23 protein-coding genes are annotated in these 21,739 nt (G+C 72.8%); 10 read left to right on the top strand and 13 right to left on the bottom strand.

Going from position 1 to position 21,739, the window contains the following annotated elements; genetic code table 11:
- Positions 1-3: 3 nt before the first annotated feature.
- Positions 4-750, bottom strand: a complete 747-nt coding sequence (locus ACFY4A_RS08320; RefSeq protein ID WP_390828615.1) for a hypothetical protein — start codon at positions 748-750, stop codon at positions 4-6.
- 219 nt (positions 751-969) lie between these two features.
- On the opposite strand from ACFY4A_RS08320, the gene ACFY4A_RS08315 reads away from it, so the two are divergent.
- The 3 genes from ACFY4A_RS08315 to ACFY4A_RS08305 are packed head-to-tail and all read left to right on the top strand — an operon-like array spanning position 970 to position 4,015.
- The gene (locus ACFY4A_RS08315; RefSeq protein ID WP_390828614.1) at positions 970-2,253 is read left to right on the top strand and encodes a magnesium transporter MgtE N-terminal domain-containing protein; all 1,284 of its coding nucleotides are present in this window, start codon (positions 970-972) and stop codon (positions 2,251-2,253) included.
- A complete protein-coding gene (locus ACFY4A_RS08310) occupies positions 2,243-2,839 on the top strand; it encodes a DUF1003 domain-containing protein (RefSeq protein WP_390828613.1) in 597 nt (198 codons plus the stop codon). The genes ACFY4A_RS08315 and ACFY4A_RS08310 overlap by 11 nt, the downstream gene beginning before the upstream one ends.
- Positions 2,840-2,881: 42 nt before the next feature.
- Positions 2,882-4,015, top strand: a complete 1,134-nt coding sequence (locus tag ACFY4A_RS08305; RefSeq protein WP_390828612.1) for an Mrp/NBP35 family ATP-binding protein — start codon at positions 2,882-2,884, stop codon at positions 4,013-4,015.
- Between the two features lie 115 nt (positions 4,016-4,130).
- Here ACFY4A_RS08305 and ACFY4A_RS08300 read toward each other — a convergent pair whose 3' ends face one another.
- The 5 genes from ACFY4A_RS08300 to sigE form a co-directional block, all read right to left on the bottom strand.
- The gene (locus ACFY4A_RS08300; RefSeq protein WP_390828611.1) at positions 4,131-4,802 is read right to left on the bottom strand and encodes a hypothetical protein; all 672 of its coding nucleotides are present in this window, start codon (positions 4,800-4,802) and stop codon (positions 4,131-4,133) included.
- A gap of 201 nt (positions 4,803-5,003) precedes the next feature.
- Positions 5,004-5,477, bottom strand: coding sequence for a sec-independent translocase (locus ACFY4A_RS08295; protein WP_390828610.1), 474 nt, complete (start codon positions 5,475-5,477; stop codon positions 5,004-5,006).
- A 177-nt stretch (positions 5,478-5,654) separates the two neighbouring features.
- Entirely contained in the window at positions 5,655-7,301 is a 1,647-nt protein-coding gene (locus ACFY4A_RS08290; protein WP_390828609.1) for a S1C family serine protease, read from the bottom strand.
- A gap of 807 nt (positions 7,302-8,108) precedes the next feature.
- The gene (locus tag ACFY4A_RS08285) at positions 8,109-9,065 is read right to left on the bottom strand and encodes an anti-sigma factor family protein (protein ID WP_390828608.1); all 957 of its coding nucleotides are present in this window, start codon (positions 9,063-9,065) and stop codon (positions 8,109-8,111) included.
- Positions 9,062-9,763 carry an RNA polymerase sigma factor SigE gene (gene sigE / locus ACFY4A_RS08280; RefSeq protein ID WP_390828761.1) on the bottom strand — a complete coding sequence of 234 codons (702 nt, stop codon included), beginning with the start codon at positions 9,761-9,763 and terminating at the stop codon, positions 9,062-9,064. Before sigE ends, ACFY4A_RS08285 begins: the two co-directional genes overlap by 4 nt.
- A 123-nt stretch (positions 9,764-9,886) precedes the next feature.
- On the opposite strand from sigE, the gene ACFY4A_RS08275 reads away from it, so the two are divergent.
- Entirely contained in the window at positions 9,887-10,708 is an 822-nt protein-coding gene (locus ACFY4A_RS08275; RefSeq protein ID WP_390828607.1) for an O-methyltransferase, read from the top strand.
- A gap of 99 nt (positions 10,709-10,807) precedes the next feature.
- Here ACFY4A_RS08275 and ACFY4A_RS08270 read toward each other — a convergent pair whose 3' ends face one another.
- Complete coding sequence (locus ACFY4A_RS08270; protein WP_003966491.1) at positions 10,808-10,975, bottom strand: DUF3117 domain-containing protein; 168 nt, start codon at positions 10,973-10,975, stop codon at positions 10,808-10,810.
- A 399-nt stretch (positions 10,976-11,374) separates the two neighbouring features.
- Here ACFY4A_RS08270 and ACFY4A_RS08265 point away from each other — a divergent pair, with 399 nt between their 5' ends.
- Positions 11,375-12,178, top strand: coding sequence for an enoyl-CoA hydratase/isomerase family protein (locus ACFY4A_RS08265; protein ID WP_390828606.1), 804 nt, complete (start codon positions 11,375-11,377; stop codon positions 12,176-12,178).
- A gap of 36 nt (positions 12,179-12,214) precedes the next feature.
- Here ACFY4A_RS08265 and ACFY4A_RS08260 read toward each other — a convergent pair whose 3' ends face one another.
- Both ACFY4A_RS08260 and ACFY4A_RS08255 read right to left on the bottom strand, forming a co-directional pair.
- Positions 12,215-12,799, bottom strand: coding sequence for a DNA-3-methyladenine glycosylase I (locus ACFY4A_RS08260; RefSeq protein WP_390828760.1), 585 nt, complete (start codon positions 12,797-12,799; stop codon positions 12,215-12,217).
- 11 nt (positions 12,800-12,810) lie between these two features.
- A complete protein-coding gene (locus tag ACFY4A_RS08255) occupies positions 12,811-13,167 on the bottom strand; it encodes a DivIVA domain-containing protein (protein ID WP_390828605.1) in 357 nt (118 codons plus the stop codon).
- 114 nt (positions 13,168-13,281) lie between these two features.
- Here ACFY4A_RS08255 and folP point away from each other — a divergent pair, with 114 nt between their 5' ends.
- Complete coding sequence (folP, locus tag ACFY4A_RS08250; RefSeq protein WP_390828603.1) at positions 13,282-14,142, top strand: dihydropteroate synthase; 861 nt, start codon at positions 13,282-13,284, stop codon at positions 14,140-14,142.
- A gap of 146 nt (positions 14,143-14,288) precedes the next feature.
- Here the strand turns inward: folP and ACFY4A_RS08245 are convergent, their stop codons facing one another.
- Together ACFY4A_RS08245 and dapE are read right to left on the bottom strand one after the other, a co-directional pair.
- The gene (locus ACFY4A_RS08245; protein ID WP_390828602.1) at positions 14,289-15,047 is read right to left on the bottom strand and encodes a TIGR00730 family Rossman fold protein; all 759 of its coding nucleotides are present in this window, start codon (positions 15,045-15,047) and stop codon (positions 14,289-14,291) included.
- 188 nt (positions 15,048-15,235) lie between these two features.
- The gene (gene dapE, locus ACFY4A_RS08240; RefSeq protein WP_390828601.1) at positions 15,236-16,315 is read right to left on the bottom strand and encodes a succinyl-diaminopimelate desuccinylase; all 1,080 of its coding nucleotides are present in this window, start codon (positions 16,313-16,315) and stop codon (positions 15,236-15,238) included.
- A 94-nt stretch (positions 16,316-16,409) separates the two neighbouring features.
- On the opposite strand from dapE, the gene ACFY4A_RS08235 reads away from it, so the two are divergent.
- Positions 16,410-17,387 (top strand): heavy metal transporter, encoded by a 978-nt coding sequence (locus ACFY4A_RS08235; protein ID WP_390828600.1) that lies wholly within the window; start codon positions 16,410-16,412, stop codon positions 17,385-17,387.
- 220 nt (positions 17,388-17,607) lie between these two features.
- Complete coding sequence (locus ACFY4A_RS08230; protein WP_390828599.1) at positions 17,608-17,967, top strand: ATP-binding protein; 360 nt, start codon at positions 17,608-17,610, stop codon at positions 17,965-17,967.
- A gap of 69 nt (positions 17,968-18,036) precedes the next feature.
- Here ACFY4A_RS08230 and ACFY4A_RS08225 read toward each other — a convergent pair whose 3' ends face one another.
- Together ACFY4A_RS08225 and fdxA are read right to left on the bottom strand one after the other, a co-directional pair.
- Entirely contained in the window at positions 18,037-19,158 is a 1,122-nt protein-coding gene (locus ACFY4A_RS08225) for a bifunctional succinyldiaminopimelate transaminase/glutamate-prephenate aminotransferase (RefSeq protein WP_390828597.1), read from the bottom strand.
- Between the two features lie 113 nt (positions 19,159-19,271).
- Positions 19,272-19,592: a ferredoxin gene (fdxA, locus tag ACFY4A_RS08220; protein WP_100568222.1), complete on the bottom strand. Its 321-nt coding sequence runs from the start codon at positions 19,590-19,592 to the stop codon at positions 19,272-19,274.
- Between the two features lie 140 nt (positions 19,593-19,732).
- Between fdxA and ACFY4A_RS08215 the strand changes: the two genes are divergently transcribed.
- A complete protein-coding gene (locus ACFY4A_RS08215; RefSeq protein ID WP_390828759.1) occupies positions 19,733-20,818 on the top strand; it encodes a GNAT family N-acetyltransferase in 1,086 nt (361 codons plus the stop codon).
- 17 nt (positions 20,819-20,835) lie between these two features.
- Positions 20,836-21,687, top strand: coding sequence for a tetratricopeptide repeat protein (locus ACFY4A_RS08210; protein ID WP_390828596.1), 852 nt, complete (start codon positions 20,836-20,838; stop codon positions 21,685-21,687).
- Positions 21,688-21,739: the final 52 nt, after the last annotated feature.

The following is a 21,739-nucleotide window of genomic DNA, read 5'->3' as shown; positions in this document are numbered from 1 at the left end:
AGGTCAGGACGTCGGCAGCTGTTTGCCGTAGTCCACCGTCTCGTTCTTCTCCGGCTGGCCCAGGGCGAAATCCTTGCCCCAGTCCGAGAAGCTCAGTGTCCCCGCGTCGCCCGCGCGCACCAGGCGCAGCGGGTAGGGGGTGCCCTCCAGGGAGACGTCCAGCGTGCCGCCAGTGCCCTTGCCACCCGTGATGCGGATCGTGCGGACGCCCGCCTGCTCGTGGTGCCCGTCGGTCGCCAGCGTGCCGTGCAGCGTCAACAACCCGTCGAGGAGGACGTCCTTGTCCGTGAAGCCGCTGAACCGCTTGTACGCGGGGTCGCCCTGCGGCACCTTCACGTACTTGCCGTCCAACTTGTCGGCGGCACCGGTGGCCTTGCCTCTGCCGTCGACCTGCCCCCAGAAACCGGCGTCCGCCTTCAGGTACAGCTGTTCCCCGACCCGCAGCAGCCCGAAGGTCGCCCCCTGCGAGGTGACCGAGCCGGAGCCGCCCTCGTCCTTCAGACGCATGTCGAGCCGGTACGTACGGCCGTTGCTGACCACGTTCCCGGACAGGTGCACGGTGTCCGCGGAGGCGGCCACCGCCTTCGCTTTCGCCTGGATCTTGTCGGCCGGCAGTCTGCCCACCCCGTTGGTCCCCGCGTCCGGATCGTCCCCGGAACACCCCGTCAGACCCGCCCCCGCGACGACCAGAGCACACAGCGCGCTCGTCAGCACGGCCCGGCGGGTACGGCCCTGGGGAATCACGGTCACAGGTGGAGCTGCCTTTCTGACAGGTGTCCTGAGCGGCGTACGGCAGCGTACCGGGGCCACTCAGGCCGGGCGGACCCGGCTGGTCCGGACCCTCACCAGGGCGTATCCGAGGTGGACGGGCTAGCCTGAAGCGCACCTGAGCGGGCATTTGGGAAAAGAAACCCGGCACACACGACAGGCAACACACGCACCACACAGCCACGCAAAGGAGGCGCAGCCATGGCAGCGGGCGCCCCCCGGATCTTCGTCTCGCACCTCTCCGCAGTCGCCGTCTTCGACCCGACGGGCGACCAGGTGGGCCGCGTGCGCGATCTGGTCGTCATGCTGCGCGTCGGACGCCGGCCGCCCCGCCTGCTCGGGCTGGTCGTCGAACTCGCCACCCGGCGGCGCATCTTCCTGCCCATGACCCGGGTGACCAGCATCGAGTCGGGCCAGGTCATCACCACGGGCGTGCTCAACGTCCGACGCTTCGAGCAGCGGCCCACCGAACGTCTCGTCTTCGGCGAACTGCTCGACCGGCGGGTGACGCTCGTGGAGACCGGCGAGGAGGTCACGGTGCTGGACATGTCGGTGCAGCAGTTGCCCGCGCGCCGGGACTGGGAGGTCGACCGCGTCTTCGTCCGCAAGGGCAGGAAGGGCGGCGCGTTCCGGCGCAACCGGGGAGAGGCCCTGACCGTGGAGTGGTCCGCGGTCACCGGCTTCTCGCTGGAGGAGCACGGGCAGGGCGCGGAGAGCCTGCTCGCCACCTTCGAGCAGCTGCGCCCCGCCGACCTGGCCAACGTGCTGCACCACCTGTCCGCCAAGCGGCGCGCCGAGGTCGCCGCCGCGCTGGACGACGACCGGCTCGCCGACGTCCTGGAAGAGCTCCCGGAGGACGACCAGATCGAGATCCTCGGCAAGCTGAAGGGCGAGCGCGCGGCCGACGTGCTGGAGGCGATGGACCCGGACGACGCCGCCGACCTGCTCGCCGAGCTGCCCAAGGAGGAGCAGGAGCGGCTGCTGGGGCTGATGGAGCCCGCCGACGCGGCCGACATGCGCCGGCTGATGTCGTACGAGGAGCACACCGCGGGCGGCCTGATGACGACGGAACCGATCGTCCTGCGCCCGGACGCGACCGTCGCCGACGCCCTGGCCCGCGTCCGCAACCGCGACCTCTCCCCCGCGCTGGCCGCCCAGGTCTACGTCTGCCGTCCGCCCGACGAGACCCCGACCGGGAAGTACCTGGGCACGGTGCACTTCCAGCGGCTGCTGCGCGACCCGCCCTACACCCTCGTCGGCTCGATCCTCGACGACGACCTGCAACCCCTCGCGCCCGACGCCACGCTGCCGGTCGTCGCGGGGTTCTTCGCGACCTACGACATGGTGGCGGCGCCCGTCGTCGACGAGGCCGGCTCGCTGCTCGGCGCGGTCACCGTGGACGACGTCCTGGACCACATGCTGCCGGACGACTGGCGGGAGACGGAGTACGACCTGGACGAGGGGGCGGCGACACATGGCGGCTGAGCGAGAGAGCACCCGCGAGCGGCCGGTGGGGGCCACCGCCGCCGGGCGGCCGCGGGCAGGCCGGCTGGACCAGCCGCGCCCGCCCCGGCGCCGGCTCCTGCCGGAGTGGGACCCGGACGCCTTCGGGCGGCTGTCCGAGCGCATCGCGCGCTTCCTGGGCACCGGACGGTTCATCGTCTGGATGACCGTGGTGATCATCGTGTGGGTGCTGTGGAACGTGGCCGCGCCCCGGCATCTGCGGTTCGACGAGTACCCGTTCATCTTCCTCACCCTGGCCCTGTCCCTTCAGGCCTCCTACGCCGCCCCTCTGATCCTGCTGGCGCAGAACCGGCAGGACGACCGGGACCGGGTCAACCTGGAACAGGACCGCAAGCAGAACGAGCGGTCGATCGCCGACACCGAGTACCTGACCCGCGAGATCGCCGCGCTGCGCATGGGCCTGGGCGAGGTGGCGACCCGCGACTGGATGCGCTCGGAGCTCCAGGACCTGGTCAAGGAGCTGGAGGAGCGGACCGTCGACGGGCACCGCCGGCACGGGGTATTCCCGGCGGATCACCCGCGCGCACGTGACATGGACGACCGGTGACGGGGTCCCGGAGCCGGCACGGGGCGCCGTACCATCGTCCTTATGGCTACGGAAGACGCGGTGCGCGCAGCTCTGGCGACGGTTGACGATCCCGAGATCCACCGGCCCATCACCGAGCTCGGCATGGTCAAATCGGTGGAGATCGGCGCGGACGGAGCGGTCGCGGTCACCGTCTATCTGACGGTCTCCGGCTGCCCGATGCGCGAGACGATCACCCAGCGGGTGACCGACGCCGTCTCCCGCGTCGAGGGCGTCACCCGGGTCGACGTCACACTCGACGTGATGAGCGACGAGCAGCGCCGCGAGCTGGCGACCGCGCTGCGCGGCGGCCAGGCCGAGCGTGAGGTCCCCTTCGCCAAGCCCGGCAGTCTCACCCGCGTCTACGCCGTCGCCTCCGGCAAGGGCGGCGTCGGCAAGTCCTCGGTGACGGTGAACCTGGCGGCGGCGATGGCGGCCGACGGCCTGAAGGTGGGCGTGGTCGACGCCGACATCTACGGCCACAGCGTGCCGCGCATGCTGGGCGCGGACGGCCGCCCGACCCAGGTCGAGAACATGATCATGCCGCCGTCGGCGAACGGCGTGAAGGTCATCTCCATCGGCATGTTCACCCCGGGCAACGCGCCGGTCGTCTGGCGCGGCCCGATGCTGCACCGCGCGCTCCAGCAGTTCCTGGCGGATGTGTACTGGGGCGACTTGGACGTCCTCCTGCTGGACCTGCCGCCCGGCACCGGCGACATCGCGATCTCCGTGGCCCAGCTGGTGCCGAACGCCGAGATCCTGGTGGTGACGACGCCTCAGCAGGCGGCGGCCGAGGTGGCCGAGCGGGCGGGCTCCATCGCCGTCCAGACCCACCAGAAGATCGTCGGTGTGGTCGAGAACATGTCCGGCCTGCCCTGCCCGCACTGCGACGAGATGGTCGACGTCTTCGGCACGGGCGGCGGCCAACGGGTGGCCGAGGGCCTGACCCGCACCACGGGTGCCACGGTCCCGGTGCTCGGCTCCATCCCGATCGACGTCCGCCTGCGCGAGGGCGGCGACGAGGGCAAGCCGGTCGTCCTGACCGACCCGGACTCCCCCGCGGGCTCGGCCCTGCGGGCGATCGCCGACAAGCTCGCCGGCCGGCAGCGGGGCCTTGCGGGGCTGTCGCTGGGGATCACCCCGAAGAACAAGTTCTAGGCCGTACGAGGGCCGTGGCGGCCCGTACCACCCGTACGGCCTGTACGCCGGCAGGGGCGCCGTCCCGCGTGGACGGCGCCCCTTCGTGTCGGTTTCTGCCCTGTACCGCGTGGCGTCAGGCGTACGCGTTGATGTCCTTGATCATGGCGAAGCCGAGCCCGTACGCGCTCATGCCCCTGCCGTACGCACCCACGTGGACCCCCTGGGAGGTCGAACCGGCGAGCACCCAGCCGAACTCCGATTCCCGGTAGTAGAACGGAGTCGGGACGCCGTCCACGGGCAGGGAGAGTACGGACCACTCCGGGCCGGACAGATCGTCGGCCAGCTCCCACGCGGTCTCCGTCTGCTGCTCCAGCCAGTCGTCCCGCAGGGCGTGGTCGACCTGCCCGGGCCAGGTGAAGGACAGCAGGCCCACCGCGGCCAGCCAGGCCGCCGAGGAGACCGAGGTGGCCTCCAGTTGGCCCGTGCCGTCGGCGAGGTGCCGTACGGGGTGGGCGGCGACGGTGACGACGACCGCGAACCTCTCCCTGGGATCGTCCGGCGATCCGGACACGAACTCGTTGCGTACGGACGGCTCGTCGCCGTGCCCGGTCGAACCGTGTTCCACGGCACCGTCGGCCGAGGTGCCGACCTGCATCAGCCAGCGCGGCCCCGTGAAGGCCTCGTCGAGGCCGTACCACGGAAAGGGCGCCAGTAGGTAGTCGTCGGCCGTGCGCCGGGCGAAGGGGAACTGTTGTCCGCCCTCCGCGGCCGGCGCCTGCGCGCCTGCCCGACTCGTCGTCTCCATGTCGGACGCCTCCTCGCTCTCGTCGAACCGGGGTGGCCCGCCCCCCTTCGGGCGTACTCGTCCGGTCCGCACAACAACTCGGCAGCATATCCATCCCGCTTCGGGCAGCCGGGAAACCGCTCGGCGCGTGGGTCGCGGGTGCGGCCGTTTCACGCCGCGCACGGCCTGTACGCGACGTGAAACGCGTCACACGGAAGCGGCTCAGGTGGCGTCCGCGTCGAAGGGCGGACGCTCGTTCTGACCGGATCCCTCGGGCTTCTTGGTCATGTCGATCCGGCCGCCGGCCGAACCCGAGCCGGAAGAACCCGAAGCGGTCGAGGAGGAGGACGCGGAGGACGCCGAGGAGTCGTACTCGTTGCCGTTCACCGCGTCCGTGATCTCGGCCATCTCCTTCTTCAGGTCGAAGCCGTTACGGATCTCCTTCAGCCCCAGGTCGTCGTTGTCCAGCTGCTTGCGGATGAACGTCTTGGGGTTGAGGTCCTCGAACTCGAAGTCCTTGAACTCCGGGCCGAGTTCGCTGCGGATGTCCTGCTTGGCGCTCTCCGAGAACTCACGGACCTTCCGGATCGTGCGCGTCACGTCCTGGATGACCTTCGGGAGCTTTTCGGGACCGAAGACGAGCACGGCCACGATGATGATCGTCAGCAGCTCGAGCGGTCCTATGTCATTGAACACCTGAAGCTCCTTGCGATGTCCTCGGTCCTCGGCCCTCGGGTGGTCCGGTCTGGGTGGGGCTGTCCGTGGTCCGGGCCGGATCCACGGTACCCGGCCCACGTGCCCGACCGGTACCGCCCCGAGGTGTCGGACTGCGTGTACACGACGGGTTTTCCGGCTTGTTCCGCACGGTTTGTGTCAGTTGCTGTTCGAGGACCCCAGCACCAGGGAGACCTTCCGTGCCCTTCCGTCGCGTTCGACGGCCAGCTCCAGACGGTCGCCGGGGCGGTGGGCGCGTGTCTTGACGATCAACTCCTCACCCGAGTGGACGCGCTGGCCGTCCACCGCGGTGATGACGTCTCCGGCCCTGATGCCCGCCTCGGCACCGGGACCGCCGGGGGTGACCGGGGGTCCGCCGTCCCGGCCCTTGGTGCCGACCCTGGCTCCGTCGCCGGGGTAGTTCATGTCCAGGGTCACCCCGATCACCGGGTGGCTGGCCTTGCCGTGGTTGATCAGCTCCTCGGCGACGCGCCTGGCCTGGTTGACGGGGATGGCGAAGCCCAGGCCGATGGAACCGGCCTGGCCGGTCTGCAGGTCGGAGCCGTTGTCCGCGGAGCGGATGGCGGAGTTGATGCCGACGACCCGGCCGCGGGCGTCGAGGAGGGGGCCGCCGGAGTTGCCGGGGTTGATCGGGGCGTCGGTCTGGAGGGCGTCGACGTAGGACACGTCGCTGCCGTCGCCCTTCTCGCCGCCGGCCGTGATGGGGCGCTCCTTGGCGCTGATGATGCCGGAGGTGACGGTGTTGGCGAGGTCGAAGGGCGCGCCGATGGCGACGACCGGGTCGCCCACCTGCACGTTGTCGGAGTTGCCAAGGGGGATGGGGGTCAGGCCGCGCACGCCGCGGACCTGGACGACGGCGAGGTCGTAGCCGGTGTCCCGGCCGATGATCCTGGCCTTGGCGCTCTGGCCGCCGCTGAAGGTCACCGATATGTCGCCACCGGTGGCGGCGTTCTCGACGACGTGGTTGTTGGTGAGGACGTGGCCGAGGCGGTCGAGCACGAACCCGGTGCCGGTGCCCTGCTCGCCGGAGCCGCTCACGTGCAGGGTCACCACGCTGGGCAGGGCCCGCGCGGCGATTCCGGCGACGCTGTCCGGGGCGCGCCCGGTGGGTTCCTTCCCGGCCTGCGGCAACTCCACGGCGCCCACGCCGCCGTTGCGCTCGATGTACGCCCCGGCCAGCCCGCCGAGTGCTCCGGACACCAGCGCGAGCACCACGGCCCCGCCCACCAGCGCCCGCGTGACCCGCCTGTGCCGCTGCTCGACGCTGAGCACGCCGACCCCGGTCTGCTGCAACGGCGCGGCGACGCGGCCGCCGGCCCAGGGGTCGTAACGTCCCCAGGGGCCGGCGGAGGCAGCGCCAGGACCGGGGTGGGTCTCGGTAGCGCCGGGGGCGGGCATGCCGTGCCCGTCACCCACTGCCTGGGCGGGCAGGTCGTGCGACGGGTCGCCCCCGCCCGGCGCCCCTTGCGGCACGCCCGCCGGCATGGCGTCCGCGGGTGCCGCCCCCTGCGCTGCGGCGGCCGGGGCCGGCGGCTGCGGGGGATGCGGGGGAGCAGTGGCGCCCCGCTGGGCCGCCAGGGGCGCCGAACCGTACGACCGGGCATCCGCGGGGGCGGCGGCCGGGGCCGGGGTACCGGAGGAGAGTGCGGGCGTGCCGTGCGCGGGCGTCACCGCCGGGTGCTGCACCGGCGGGGCAGGCGCCCAGGGCCCGGGCTCACCGTACGGAGGGGTGCTGTAGGGATCGGGATCGTGCAGGGGCCTGGGCCGCTCGACGGAGGGGTCCATGGACCGGGAAAGCCCCTCCGCGGACCGGTTGGCGCCCGTCTCAGCCGACGCGGCGGGGAGATCGGGGCCACCGGGACCGGCCGGAGCTGCCGGCGGGGCAGGCGCCGCAGGTTCGGCGGGGGCGGTGGGTGTGGCAAGCGCAGCAGGCCCAGCGGGCGCAGGAGGCGCAGCGCCCGTCGCAGGCTCGGCGGGCGCAGCAGGCCCAGCGGCCGCCGCAGGCGCAGCGGCCGTCGCAGGCGCAGCAGGCACGGCAGAGCCCACCGGAACTGCCGACGCGGCGGACACGGCGGGCCCGGCAGGCGCCGCAGGCGCGGCCGCTGCGACCGACGCGGCCGGTGCGTGGTCCGCTTCGGCGGCAAGGGCGGACGCAGCATCCTCCGCTGCGGGATGGGCGTCCTCCGCCTCGCCGGACGCCGGGCGGGGCTCGGCCAGTTCGAAGTCGCCCGTGTCGGGGGCGGCGTCGGGAGCCCGGAGGGGGCGCTCCAGTTCGTAGTCGCCGGTTGCGTCGGCGCGTCCGGGCATCGCGGTCTGTGTCTCGTCGGCCACGGGCCCACCGGCTGCCGCGCCCCGGGCGGAAGTCCCGACCGCGTCGGCTGCCGGGGCGGTCCCGGGGGTGCCCTCCGGCCGGTCACCCGGAGGGACTGATCGGCTCCACCACTTCGGGCGGGCGGACTTCGTGGGCTTGCCCTCGTTCATGTTCTCCCCACAGCGGGTCGCGGCACCGCGTCTACTCCGCGCCCCGACGGGTGTCATGGGCGCGACCACTGTGGATTCAACCAGGTTCCCGGGCCGCGGCGCAGGGACCGGTCAGCGCGTTGTGCGGGACGAGGCGGTGGGAGAGGGCGCGGTGAGCAGGCCCGGGGTCGTGAACCCCGGGCCTGCGGACCACGAGGTCAGGGAGATCGGCGGGGTCGCGGTGAGGGGACGTATCAGCGGGGACATGACGGCCGCGCCGGCGACCACCGGGGTGGTCAGCGGGTGCATCACGTTCTGCGCCTGCCCGCCGGGAGGCACGGCCCCCGGCAGCAGCGGTGCGGCCAGCGGCGTCGAGGCCGCCTGCGCCGAGCGCGACGACCGCTGCCCCTGCCCCGGCTGCGGCGCGGCCGACTGACGGCGCCGCGCGGTGTCGGAGGCCGACGCCGCGCCCGCACCCGCCGTGCGCGCCGGAGTCACATTGCTGCCGTTCCCGGAACCGCCGCGCGCGTCCGCGGCGGTGTCACCCGTCGAGCCGGTGGTCACCCCGCCCAGGGCGACGGCGGCCAGCGACACCGCCCCGGCGGCGACGAACGCGAACCGCAGCCCGCGCGAGGCGGACCGCTCGCTGTCGGGACGGCCGACGGGATGGACCCGGAAGCCGCGCTCCTCGGAGGGCTGGGCGGGATGCGGCCGGGCCGGCACATACCCGAACTCGAACTGCTCGCCGCGCTTCACCCCGAACACACCGGAGCGTGAGGACAGTCCTCCGGGCAGCCCTCCCCCGCCCAGCGGAGAGCCACCGTCACCACCGCCGGTACCAGCCCCAGGAAGGCCCTGAAGGCGGGCCAGGAAGCTCTCGGAGGGAGGCGGTGGGGCCGCGTGGGCGAAGACGTTCTTCAGACGGCGCTGCGCGTCGACCTCCGCCTTGCACTTCGGGCAGGTGGCCACGTGCGCCAGGGCACGCTCGCGCATGTCGTGACCGAGCTCGCCGTCCACGAGGGCGGCGAGCCGGTCTCCCAGATGCTGTTCCGCGAGGCGCCCCGCGGGGTCCGGTCGTGATCCACTCACGCGGGCGCGCCCCCTCCCCCCAGCGCGGGGACCGGGGCCACGAAGCCGCGGCGCTCGGCCCGAGCCTGCGGCGAGCGGTGCGCGAGGGCCTTGCGCAGCTGCGAACGGCCGCGGTGGATGCGGGAGCGCACCGTGCCGAGCTTGACGCCCAGGGTCGCGGCGATCTCCTCGTACGACAGTCCTTCGATGTCGCACAGGACGACCGCGGCACGGAACTCGGGCGCGAGGGTGTCCAGGGCCTGCTGGACGTCCGCGTCGAAGTGCGCGTCGTTGAAGAGCTGCTGTGGAGTGGGCTCCTTGCTGGCCAGCCGCTCGGCCGCGTCGTCGCCCAGCGCGTCGAAGCGGATGCGCTGCTTGCGGCGGACCATGTCCAGGAAGAGGTTCGTGGTGATGCGGTGCAGCCAGCCCTCGAACGTGCCCGGCGTGTAGGTCGACAAGGAGCGGAAGACGCGGACGAAGACCTCCTGGGTGAGGTCCTCGGCGTCGTGCTGGTTGCCGGTGAGGCGGTAGGCCAGGCGGTAGACACGGCCGCTGTGCGTGCTGACGATCTCCTCCCAGGTGGGCGGAGTCCACGCCTGCCCGTCCGCGTCGGTCGAGAAGGTCGCGGTCTGGGTGGAATCGGCGGTGTGGCTCACGTCGGCAGCAGTGTCGGTCACGGATTTCGGCCTGCCCGCCGATCCGAGAAAGCGCCGCAGCACTCCTCTCCGATCCACAGGCGCAGCCGCACCTCCCCTGTCGGCTCTGGTGGTGTCCAGTGGAGCCCCTACCATAGCCACCTCGCCCGTTAGCTCCGGATAAGCAGTTTTACGAGAATTTGACACGTGCTGGCACGGCTCATGCGACTGCGTCAGCACTTGCTCGGTGTCCCGATCCATCCCATACCCCGCGTCCACGCCGTCGTCGCGCCCCGTGCCACTTCCTCACCCCTTCAAACGACCGGTCCCATCTGCGGGTTCCCGCCCCCAACGGATACAGTCACGCCCAGGCATCCACGGGGACAGGAGAGGGTCATTACCGGCAACCGGCAGACGAGCTGGGCGTTCGCCGACGCCTATGTCGCCGAGGACGACGCGCTGCGCTGGGCCCGTGAGCGGGCCCGTGAGGCAGGGCTGCGCTCGGTGTCGCCCGGCGCGGGCGCCGCGCTGCGGTTGCTGGCCGCCTCCCTGGACGCGAAAGCGGTCGCGGAGATCGGCACCGGCACCGGGGTCTCCGGGATCCACCTGCTGCACGGCATGCGGCCGGACGGTGTGCTGACCACCGTCGATCCCGAGCCGGAGCACCAGCAGTTCGCCCGCCAGGCGTTCCGCGCCGCCGGCTTCGCCGGCAACCGGGCCCGCTTCATCCCCGGCCGCGCCCTGGACGTGCTGCCCCGGCTCGCGGACGCGGGATACGACCTCGTGTTCTGCGACGGCGACCGGCTGGAGTTCCCCGAGTACCTCGCTGAATCGTTGCGCCTGCTGCGGCCGGGAGGCCTCGTCGCCTTCGAAGGTGTCTTCGCGCACGGGCGGACGGTGGACTCCGGACCGCAGCCGACGGAGGTCGTGCGGCTGCGGGAACTGCTGCGCACGGTGCGCGAGAGCCCCGACCTGACGCCGTCGCTGCTGCCGGTGGGCGACGGACTGCTGTGCGCCGTCAAACGGTGAGCGCCTCCGTCACCCGCGCGTCGCGCACCCTTGGACAAACAGCGACCCCGACACCGCTTACGATGCCGGGGCTACTGAAAGGGTATGGTCGCTTGCGCGTCAGCCGACGACCTTCTTGAGGGCGTCGCCGAGCGCGTCGGCCTCGTCAGGGGTCAGCTCGACGACGAGCCGACCGCCGCCTTCGAGCGGAACGCGCATGACGATGCCCCGCCCCTCCTTGGTCACCTCGAGCGGGCCATCACCCGTCCGCGGCTTCATGGCCGCCATGCTCGTTCCCCTTCCTGAAACCCAGCTCATCGTCAAAGCCGACGGCCCACCGAGAGGGCACGCGCGCGATCCCTGCCCAGAACGGCACAGCACACGCGACACCGGCATCGAACACATTGCTTCCAAGCCATTATCCCGCATCCCAGGACCCGATGACCAACATCAGTTGGCATCGCTTGGGCAACGCGCGCGAGCAAAACCACTCAATTCGGCGATGTGGCTGCGATACTGCGCACCCACGCGTCCGCCCGCCGGCCGCGGACGCGCCGGAATTCTTTGACGCAGGTCACATGCCGGGTCCGCACCCCGGCCGGTGATCTCCGTCATGCTGTCCTCGGACCAGGACCGCAGGACGTACCGAGTGGTACGTCGTCGATGCGACACCGGAGGGGATGCCCCATGGCCGACACCGTGCTCTACGAGGTGAGCGACGGACTCGCGACGATCACGCTGAACCGCCCCGAGGCGATGAACGCGCTGAACGTCGCCGCCAAGGTCGCCCTCCGGGACGCGACCCGGGAGGCGGCGGACGACGGCGCCGTGCGGGCGGTGCTGCTGACCGCCGCCGGGGACCGGGCGTTCTGCGTGGGCCAGGACCTCAAGGAGCACATCGGGCTGCTGACCGCCGACCGGGAGACCGGGTCGGGGCAGACCATGAGCACCGTCCGGGAGCACTACAACCCGATCGTGCGGGCGCTGGCGGGGGCGCGGAAGCCGGTGGTCGCCGCGGTGAACGGGGTCGCCGCCGGGGCGGGCTTCGGCTTCGCGCTCGCCGCCGACTACCGGATCGTGGCGGACACGGCGTCCTTCAACACCTCGTTCGCGGGCGTCGCGCTCACCGGGGACTCGGGGATCTCGTGGACCCTGCCACGGGTGGTGGGACCGGCCCGCGCCGCCGACCTGCTGCTCTTCCCGCGCCGCATCACCGCCCAGGAGGCCCACGACCTGGGCATCGCCAACCGGGTCGTACCGGCCGCCGAGGTGCGGGCCGAGGCCGAGAAGGTGGCGCGGGCGCTGGCCGAGGGGCCGACGGTGGCGTACGCGGCGCTGAAGGAGGCGGTGGCCTACGGGCTGACGCACTCCCTGGAGGAGACCCTCCAGAAGGAGGACGAGCTCCAGACCCGGGCGGGGCAGTCCGAGGACCACGCGATCGCCGTCCAGGCGTTCGTGAACAAGGAGAAGCCGAAGTACCTGGGCCGCTGACCGCGGCGCAGGCGGTGCCGCCCCTGCCCGGCCGGGTCAGGGGCGGCGCGCCACGCAGTCCGCGAGGTGGTCGTCGACCAGGCCGCACGCCTGCATCAGGGCGTACGCCGTCGTCGGGCCGACGAAGCGCAGACCGCCCTTCTTCAGGGCCTTCGCCAGGGCCGTGGACTCGGGGGTGACGGCCGGGACGTCGGAGAGGGTCCCGGGGACCGGGCGGGCGGCGGGGTCGGGGGCGTGGGACCAGATGAGGGCGTCCAGCTCGCCCGGGGACCAGCCAGCGAGCACGCGCGCGTTGGCCAGCGTCGCGTCGATCTTGGCGCGGTTGCGGATGATGCCCGTGTCGGCGAGCAGCCGCTCGCGGTCGGCGTCGGTGAAGTCCGCCACCGCCGCGATCTTGAAGTCGGCGAAGGCGGCGCGGAAGCCGGCGCGGCGCCGCAGGATGGTGATCCAGGACAGACCGGACTGGAAGGCCTCCAGGGCGAGGCGTTCGTAGAGCGCGTCGTCGCCGTGGACCGGGCGGCCCCACTCCTCGTCGTGGTAGGTCACGTACTCCGCCGCGGACAGGGCCCACGGGCAGCGCAGGGCGCCGTCCGGACCGGCGATCGCGGCACCCGGCGTCAGGGTGTCGTCCGTCACCGCTGGTCCTCCGGTTCGGGCTTGGCCAGGTGGACGTGGGCGGCGGCGGCCCGGGCACCGGCCAGCGCGGACTCCAGGTCGGCGATCCGCGCGTCGCGCTCGGCGAGTTCGGCGCCGAGACGGCCGAGGGCGTCGTCCACGTCCACCATGCGGTAGCCCCGGACGGTCATCGGGAAGCGGAGGCTCTCCACGTCCGCGCGGTCCACCGGGCGGTCCGGTGGCAGCGGGTCGTGGAGCCGCTCGGGCGCCGCCTCGGGCAACGGCCCGGTTCCCTCGCCGCCGCCCACCACCGCGAGGGTCACCGCGGCGACCACGACGGCGAGCGCGACGACCAGGAAGAAGAACATAACCATCGCTGGGTCCCCACGGAGTCTTCGTATGTGTCAGGGTCCGATCGTGCCATGCGAGGCTGGCGGTTAGGGTCGCAGACGGCCGAAGACCGGTACGAAGAGGAGAGGTCACAGGGGATGCTCAGGCTGGGCGGGCGCGAATTCGACGCGCATGAGCCGGTGATCATGGCGATCGTCAACCGGACCCCGGACTCCTTCTACGACCAGGGGTCGACGTTCCGTGACGAGCCGGCGCTCGCGCGCGTGGAGCAGGCGGTCGCCGAGGGGGCCGCGATCATCGACGTCGGCGGGGTGAAGGCCGGGCCCGGTGACGAGGTGACGGCCGAGGAGGAGGCCCGGCGGACGGTCGGCTTCGTGGCCGAGGTGCGGCGGCGGTTCCCGGACGTGGTCATCAGCGTCGACACCTGGCGGGCCGACGTCGGCGAGGCCGTCTGCGAGGCGGGTGCCGACGTGCTGAACGACGCGTGGGGCGGGGTGGACCCGCGCCTCGCCGAGGTCGCGGCACGCTACGGGGCCGGCCTGGTGTGCACGCACGCCGGCGGCGCGGAGCCCCGGACACGGCCGCACCGGGTGACGTACGACGACGTCATGGCCGACATCCTCCGGGTGACCGTGGGGCTGGCCGAGCGGGCGGTGGCGCTCGGCGTGCCCCGGGAGTCGGTGATGATCGATCCCGGGCACGACTTCGGCAAGAACACGCGGCACAGTCTGGAGGCGACCCGGCGTCTGGGCGAGATGGTCGCGACCGGGTGGCCGGTGCTGGTGTCGCTGTCCAACAAGGACTTCGTGGGCGAGGCGCTGGACAAGCCGGTGAAGGAGCGGCTGGTGGGGACGCTGGCGACGACGGCTGTCTCGGCGTGGCTGGGGGCCCAGGTGTACCGGGTGCACGAGGTGGCCGAGACCCGCCAGGTGCTGGACATGGTGGCGTCCATCGCGGGGCACCGGCCGCCGGCGGTGGCCCGGCGAGGGCTGGCGTAGGGCCGGCCCAGGGCCTTTCCGGCCCACGCCCCCCGTCGTCCCTGCCGGTCCCGTGCCCGGGGGCTTCGCCGCCGGGCCCTCCGAGTGGGTCGTCCGCCGCGGGCCGGTGGGGGCCGCACCGTGCCCCGCGCCCCGCCGTACGGGCGCTAGCGGCCCGCCTCCTTCGACATCAGCGCCACCGCCTCCGACACGTCGTCCGTGACGTGGAACAGGGTGAGGTCCGCCTGGGCCGCCTTGCCCTGGGCGATCAGGGTGTTCTCCAGCCAGTCGACCAGGCCGCCCCAGTACGCGCTGCCGAAGAGGACGATCGGGAAGCGGGTGACCTTCTGGGTCTGAACCAGGGTCAGGGCCTCGAAGAGCTCGTCCAGGGTGCCGAGACCGCCGGGCAGGACGACGAAGCCCTCCGCGTACTTCACGAACATCATCTTGCGGACGAAGAAGTAACGGAAGTTGAGGCCGATGTCGACATACGCGTTCAGGCCCTGCTCGAAGGGCAGTTCGATGCCCAGGCCCACCGAGACGCCTCCGGCCTCCAGCGCGCCCTTGTTCGCCGCCTCCATCGCGCCCGGGCCACCGCCCGTGATCACCGCGAAGCCCGCCTCGACCAGGCCCCGCCCGAGCCGCACCCCCGCGTCGTACTCCGGTGAGTCCACCGCCGTCCGCGCGGAGCCGAACACGCTGATGGCGGGCGGGAGTTCGGCGAGTGTGCCGAAGCCCTCGATGAATTCCGACTGGATGCGCAGGACGCGCCAGGGGTCGGTGTGGACCCAGTCCGTGGGGGCGCGCTCGTCCAGCAACCGCTGATCCGTGGTGCTCGCCTGGACCTGGCCACGCCGCCGGAGGACCGGTCCCAGGCGCTGCTCCTCCGGTGGCCGCTTCTTGCCCTCGGGATTGCCTGTTGGCATGTACGCTCCCTCCGATTGGGGTCTCCCCTGCTCCGCAGATCCCCTGGTCGAGCGAAGCCGAGACCTTGGGGGAGAAGCCGAGAGCTTGGGGAAAGGACATTCCACCTCAGCGTAGATCCACGGGGGTTACGACAGGGGGACGTCGGAATGTCCGCCGTGAAGCGCCGTGCGGACGCTCGTGACGGTGGTCAGTCCGTCAGCCAGGCCCGCAGCCGCTCCTCGCCGGCGAGGATCTTGGCCGTCTCCACGCGCTCGTCGCGCTTGTGCGCCAAGTGGGGGTTGCCGGGGCCGTAGTTGACGGCGGGGATGCCCAGCGCCGAGAAGCGCGAGACGTCCGTCCAGCCGTACTTCGGGCGCGCGGTGCCGCCCACCGCCTCGATGAACGCCGCCGCGGCCGGGTGGTTCAGCCCCGGCAGGGCGCCGCCGCTGTGGTCGTCGATCACGAACTCCTCCACCCCGCAGTCCGCGAACACCTCGCGGACATGGGCGACGGCCTCCTCCTCGGTGCGGTCCGGGGCGTAGCGGAAGTTGACCGTGACCAAGCACTCGTCGGGGATGACGTTGCCCGCCACCCCGCCGGAGACACCGACCGCGTTGAGGCCCTCGCGGTACTCCAGGCCGTCGATGACCGGGTAGCGCGGCTGGTACTCGGCGAGCCGCCGCAGGATCGGCGCGGCGGCGTGGATGGCGTTGGAGCCCATCCAGCCACGCGCCGAGTGCGCCCGCTCGCCCCTGGTCCTCAGCAGCACCCGCAGAGTGCCCTGGCAGCCGCCCTCGACCTCGCCGTCGGAGGGTTCGAGCAGGACGGCGAAGTCGCCGGCCAGCCACTCCGGGTGCGCCTCGGCGACGTGCTTGAGACCGTTCAGCTCGGCGGCGACCTCCTCGTTGTCGTAGAAGACGAAGGTCAGGTCGCGGTTGGGGGCGGGGACCGTGGCCGCGATGCGCAGCTGGACCGCCACGCCGGACTTCATGTCGCAGGTGCCGCAGCCCCACAGGACGCCGTCCTCGTCGAGCCGCGAGGGGACGTTTCCGGCGATCGGGACGGTGTCGATGTGGCCGGCCAGGATCACCCGCTGCGAGCGCCCGAGGTTCGTGCGGGCGACGACGTTGTTGCCGAAGCGGTCGACCGTCAGGTGCGGCAGGGCGCGCAGTGCGGCCTCGATCGCGTCCGCGAGCGGCTTCTCGGCGCCGCTCTCCGAGGGGAAGTCGACGAGTCGCGCGGTCAGGCGCGCGGCGTCCAGCGTGAGGTCAAGCGGGTTATCGGCCATGCGGTCGACCCTAACCCGGCGAACCGCCCGTGCGTCGTCGCGCGTTGTCCACACCTGCCTCATCAGTCCCAGCAGCCTCCAGTACCTTGTAGGCGTGCCGCACCCTCCCCCCTCTTCCAAGCGTCGTGGCCGCCTCCTCCGGTTCGGGGCGGCCGTCGTGGTCCTTCTCGGGCTCGCGGGCTACCTCTCGGTGCAGTACCTCACCGGAGGCACCGGAGGCCCGGGTTGCCAGGTCGTCTCCGGCAAGGGCGACGGCGCGTCGTACCGGTTCACCCCGGAGCAGGCGGTGAACGCGGCGACGATCGCGGCCGTCGGCACCGGGCGCGGCATGCCCGAGCGGGCGGTGACCATCGCGCTGGCCACCGCGCTCCAGGAGTCCGCGCTGCGCAACATCGACTACGGCGACCGGGACTCCCTCGGTCTGTTCCAGCAGCGGCCCTCGCAGGGCTGGGGCACGCCGGAGGAGATCATGGACCCGGCCTACTCGGCGGGGGCCTTCTACGAGCACCTGGGCAAGGTCCCCGGCTACACGCGGCTGCCGCTGACCGTGGCCGCGCAGCGCGTGCAGCGCAGCGGTTTCCCGCAGGCGTACGCCAAGCACGAGCCGGACGCGACGCTGCTCGCCGCCGCGCTCACCGGGCGCTCCGGGGCCACGCTGGCCTGCCGGGGCCGCCCGGGCCCGACCCGGTCCAGCGGCGCGGACGCGGTGCGTGCCGCGCTCGTACGGGACTTCGGCCGGGACGTGATGCAGGAGGCGGGCGCGGAGGTCGGCGGTAACCCGTCGCCGACGCCCACGCCGAGCCCGGCCACCGGCGGAGACGGGCGGACCGTGACGGTGCCCGTGCCCGACGACAGGGCCGCCGCCGGGCGCGGGGCGCGGCAGCGCGGCTGGCAGCTGGCGCACTGGGCGGTGGCCAACGCCTCCGCGCTGCACATCGAGCAGGTCTCCTACGGGGGCTGGCAGTGGACGGCCGGAATGACCGACAGCCGGTGGCGGGCGGCGCAGACGCGGGGGGCCGCCGGAGCGGAGCGGGCGGCGGGCTCGGTGCGCATCACCACGACCGGGCGTTAGTACGAGTCCTCACCCCCAGGGGTCACCCCCGCGAAGGGCGCCGAAGCCCTTGGGAGCACAGGGCGGCAAAGGGTTCCGCGACCCTCCCGGGGACCTTTTGTCCGGTTTTCCGGGTACCCGATAATGCGACGCGTTACCAACTCTTTACGTTGGCCCGCCGCAACCTTCGCGGACTTCGCGCGGTAGTCAGAGCGTCCGTTCCCTCCGTCGAAGGAGCAACATGTCCCTCCCCCTGACCCGCCGGATCGCCCGTGCCGCGCTGCTCGTCGCTGCGGGAGCGGCCGCCGGGGTCGGTGCGGCCGGTGCCGCCAGCGCTGCCCCCCAGCTGCCGGCCGCCCCGAACCTCGGCGGGCTGACCGCCCTGGACGGGGCGAGCGTCGGCAACACCGTGGACGGTGCCGCGCAGCACGTCGCCGGGGTCGCGGGCGACTCCGGCGGCAAGGTCGTGAAGCAGGCGGCGCCGACGGCGCGGAAGGCGGCGGGGTCCGCCGGGGGGCTCCTCGGCGGCGCCGCGCGGACGGTGACGAAGGGCGGGCTGCCGGCGCAGTCCCTGCCGGTCTCCGGTCTGCCTCTCGGCTGAGCACCGCTCGAACGACCGACGGGGTCCGGGGTCTCCTCCCCGGACCCCGTCGGCGTACGGCGCCGCGGACTACCCGGCCAGGCGTTCCACCGCCGCGCGGACCCGCTCGTCCGTCGCCGTCAGCGCGACACGCACGAAGTCCGCGCCCGCCGGACCGTAGAAGTCGCCCGGGGCAACCAGGATGCCTCGTTCGGCGAGGTGGGCGACCGTGGTCCAGCAGGACTCGTCGCGGGTGGCCCACAGGTAGAGGCTCGCCTCGCTGTGCTCGATGCGGAAGCCGTGGGAGAGCAGGGCCCGGCGCAGCGCCGTACGGCGGGCGGCGTAGCGTTCGCGCTGCTCGCGGACGTGGGTGTCGTCGCCGAGGGCGGCCACGACCGCCGCCTGCGTCGGCGCCGAGGTCATCATGCCGCCGTGCTTGCGGATCTCCAGCAGGGGGCCGAGGACGGCCGGGTCGCCGGCCAGGAACGCGGCGCGGTAGCCGGCCAGGTTCGAGCGCTTGGACAGCGAGTGGACCGCGACGACGCCCTCATACGAGCCGCCGTTCACGTCCGGGTGCAGGACGGAGACCGGGTCCGCCTCCCAGCCCAGCTCCAGGTAGCACTCGTCGGAGAAGACCAGAACGCCGTGCTCGCGGGCCCAGGCGACGATCCTCCGCAGCTCCTCCTTGGGCAGCACCTGGCCCGTGGGGTTGGAGGGCGAGTTCAGCCACAGCAGCTTCAGGCCCGCCGGGTCCAGCTCGGTGGGGTCCGGCGCGCCGGCGCCCGGTGTCGTCGAGTAGACGAGGTGGTCCGCGCCGGCCAGGCGGGCGCCGACCTCGTAGGTCGGATAGGCCAGGCGCGGGTACGCGACCTTGTCGCCGGGGCCGAGGCCCAGCTGGGTGGGGAGCCAGGCGACCAGCTCCTTGGAGCCGACGATCGGCAGGACGTGCCGGTGGGTGACGCCCCGCGCGCCGAGGCGGCGCTCGACCCAGCCGGTGATCGCGTCACGCAGCTCGGGCGTGCCCCACACCGTCGGATAGCCCGGGGAGTCCGCGGCCGCGATCAGCGCCTTCTGGATCAGGCCGGGGACCGGGTCCACCGGGGTGCCGACCGACAGGTCGACGATGCCGTCCGGATGGGCCGCGGCCGTCTTCTTGTACGGCTCCAGCTTGTCCCAGGGAAAGGCGGGGAGCCGGTCGGAGAGTGCGGACACGGGGATCAGGCTCACTTTCTGGTCCGGAAAACGCCTCGGTCCCGTGCGGCGGGCGGAGCGCTGGAGTGCGATCAGGCCGTACGGGACCGAGGCGGCGCGAAGGCGGGCCGCTCTTACTGGTTCTGCGGCGGCAGTGCGGCGATGATGGGGTGGTCGCGCTCGATCAGCCCCAGCTTGCTGGCGCCACCGGGAGAGCCGAGCTCGTCGAAGAACTCGACGTTGGCCTTGTAGTAGTCCTTCCACTCCTCGGGAGTGTCGTCCTCGTAGAAGATCGCCTCGACCGGGCAGACCGGTTCACAGGCTCCGCAGTCGACGCATTCGTCCGGGTGGATGTACAAGGACCGCTGGCCCTCGTAGATGCAGTCGACCGGGCACTCCTCGATGCACGCCTTGTCCTTGACGTCGACACAAGGCTGCGCGATGACGTAGGTCACGCTGTCGTTCCTCCTCGATAGGGCGCTGGCGGGCCTCCACAGGCTCCGCCGCCTGGCGCGCGGGAGCGCGGCGTCGTCGATGCCCGCCCCTAGTATCTCCGTTCCGGGGCATGATCCGAACAGGAGGGGTGAACAGACCCGTGGAAATATCGGCGACAGGGCGCCTCGAGGTCCGTATCACCGCTGCTGACGTGGGCAAACGGGTCTCAATACGGCGCTTGAGCGAACCTGGCGCGCCGGGTGAGAAGTTCACCGACACGGTCGGAGTTCTCACATCATGGGACAACGGTGTGCTGGTGATCACACGGAAGAGTGGCGAGACCGTACGGATCGAGGAGTCCTCCCTGGTCGCGGGCAAGGTCGTACCGGCCGCGCCGGCCCGGCGGCGGGGCCCGGCGGCCACCTACGAGGAGCTCGCGCGGGCGGCGGCGCGGGCCTGGCGGCCGGTGGACAGCGAGCCGTTGGGCGAGTGGGAACTCCGGGCCGCCGCGGGATTCACCCGCCGCGCCAACTCGGTGCTGCCGCTCGGCGATCCCGGCCTTCCCCTCGACGCGGCCCTGGCCGCCGTACGACGCTGGTACGGCGAGCGCGGCCTGCCCGCGTACATCCAGACGGCCACCGGCGCCGAGGGCACGCAGGAACTGCTGTGCGCGGAGCTGGAGCGGCGGGGCTGGGTGCGCGAGGTGACCGCCGAGCTGTGGATCGGGGCGCTCGCGCCGGTCGCCGACCGGGCCGAGGGCTCCGGGGTCGTGCTGTCCCGCACGGCCGACGAGGCGTGGCTTGCGCGGTACCAGCGCAAAGGGGTGAGCGAGGTGGCCCTGAAGGTGCTCGGCAGCGGGCCGTCGACGTGGTTCGCGACGGTGCCCGGTGAGGGCGGTGTTCCCGCGGCGATCGGACGGTGTGTCGTCGACGGCCGGTGGGCGTCCTTCGCCGCCGTCGAGGTGGATCCGGCGCTGCGGCGACGCGGGCTCGCCACCACCGTGCTCGCCGCGCTCGCCCGCAGGGCCCTCGACGAGGGCGCCTCGGCGGCCTGGCTCCAGGTCGAGACCGACAACGCCGCGGCGCGGGCGCTGTACGCCGGGATGGGCTTCGGCGCGCACCACGCGTACCACCACTACCGCGCCCCGGAATGCGGCGGGAGCGGCCACCCGCGGCCGGCGCAGGTGGAGACCGCGCCAAAGTCCCCGCAAAACCCCGGCGCTCGTCCGTGGTACGGATCGTCGTGAAAGGGCACGAGCCTGCTATGCGTCCCCTGCATCCGCCGTCTCCGGAACGGTCCGCCGCGGTGCGCCGGTGGTTCGGCGAGGAGGCGCGGTCCGAGCGGCCGGACCTCGCGACGCTGTGCCTGCTGATGGGCGCGGCGGCCGACGGGACGCTGGACGAGGCCGGCATGGACGCGGCGCAGCTGGAGCTGGACCGGCTCGCGGGGCAGCTGCCGTTCCGGCCGGGCGGGCCGCGGGACTGGGCTCAGGCCGTGTGCGAACTGCTCGGCGAGCGGTACGGGTTCCACGGCTCGGCGGCGGACTACCAGCGGCTGGAGTCCTCCCTGTTGCACGAGGTGCTGGTGCGGCGGCGCGGGCTGCCCATCCTGCTGTCGGTGGTGTGGATGGAGGTGGCGCGGCGGGCCGGGGCACCGGTGTACGGGGTCGCGCTGCCCGGGCACTTCGTCGTGGGGTTCGGGGCGGCGGGGGAACAGGTGCTCGCGGACCCGTTCGACGGGGGCCGGGTGCTGACGGGGGCGGACGCCGAACTGCTGGTGGTCGGCGCGACGGGCGCGCCGCTGCACCCGTCGATGCTGGTGCCCGCCACGCCTCTGGAGGTCGTGTCCCGGATCCTGAACAACATCCGGGCCTGGGCGGCCGTGCGGCCCGAGCGGTCGGACGTGGCGCTGTGGGCGGTGGAGCTGTCGCTCTTGCTGCCGTCGCATCCGGCGCGGTTGCGGTACGAGCGGGCGCAGCTGCTGGTGCAGCGGGGTGACTTCGTGGGCGGAGCCCGGGAGCTCGAGGCGTACGCCGATGTGCTGGGCGCGGTGGACGAGCCCGCGGCCGAGCAGGTGCGGGGGCAGGCGCGGGCCGCGCGGGCCCTGCTGAACTGAAGCGGCCGAGGGCGCTTCGCGCGGCCGCCCGGCGAGCGCTTCCACAGCCGGC

Origin of the sequence: Streptomyces sp. NPDC001292, from assembly GCF_042896465.1 — a bacterium.
Lineage (GTDB): Bacteria > Actinomycetota > Actinomycetes > Streptomycetales > Streptomycetaceae > Streptomyces.
This window is presented reverse-complemented; position numbering and strand designations above follow the sequence as displayed.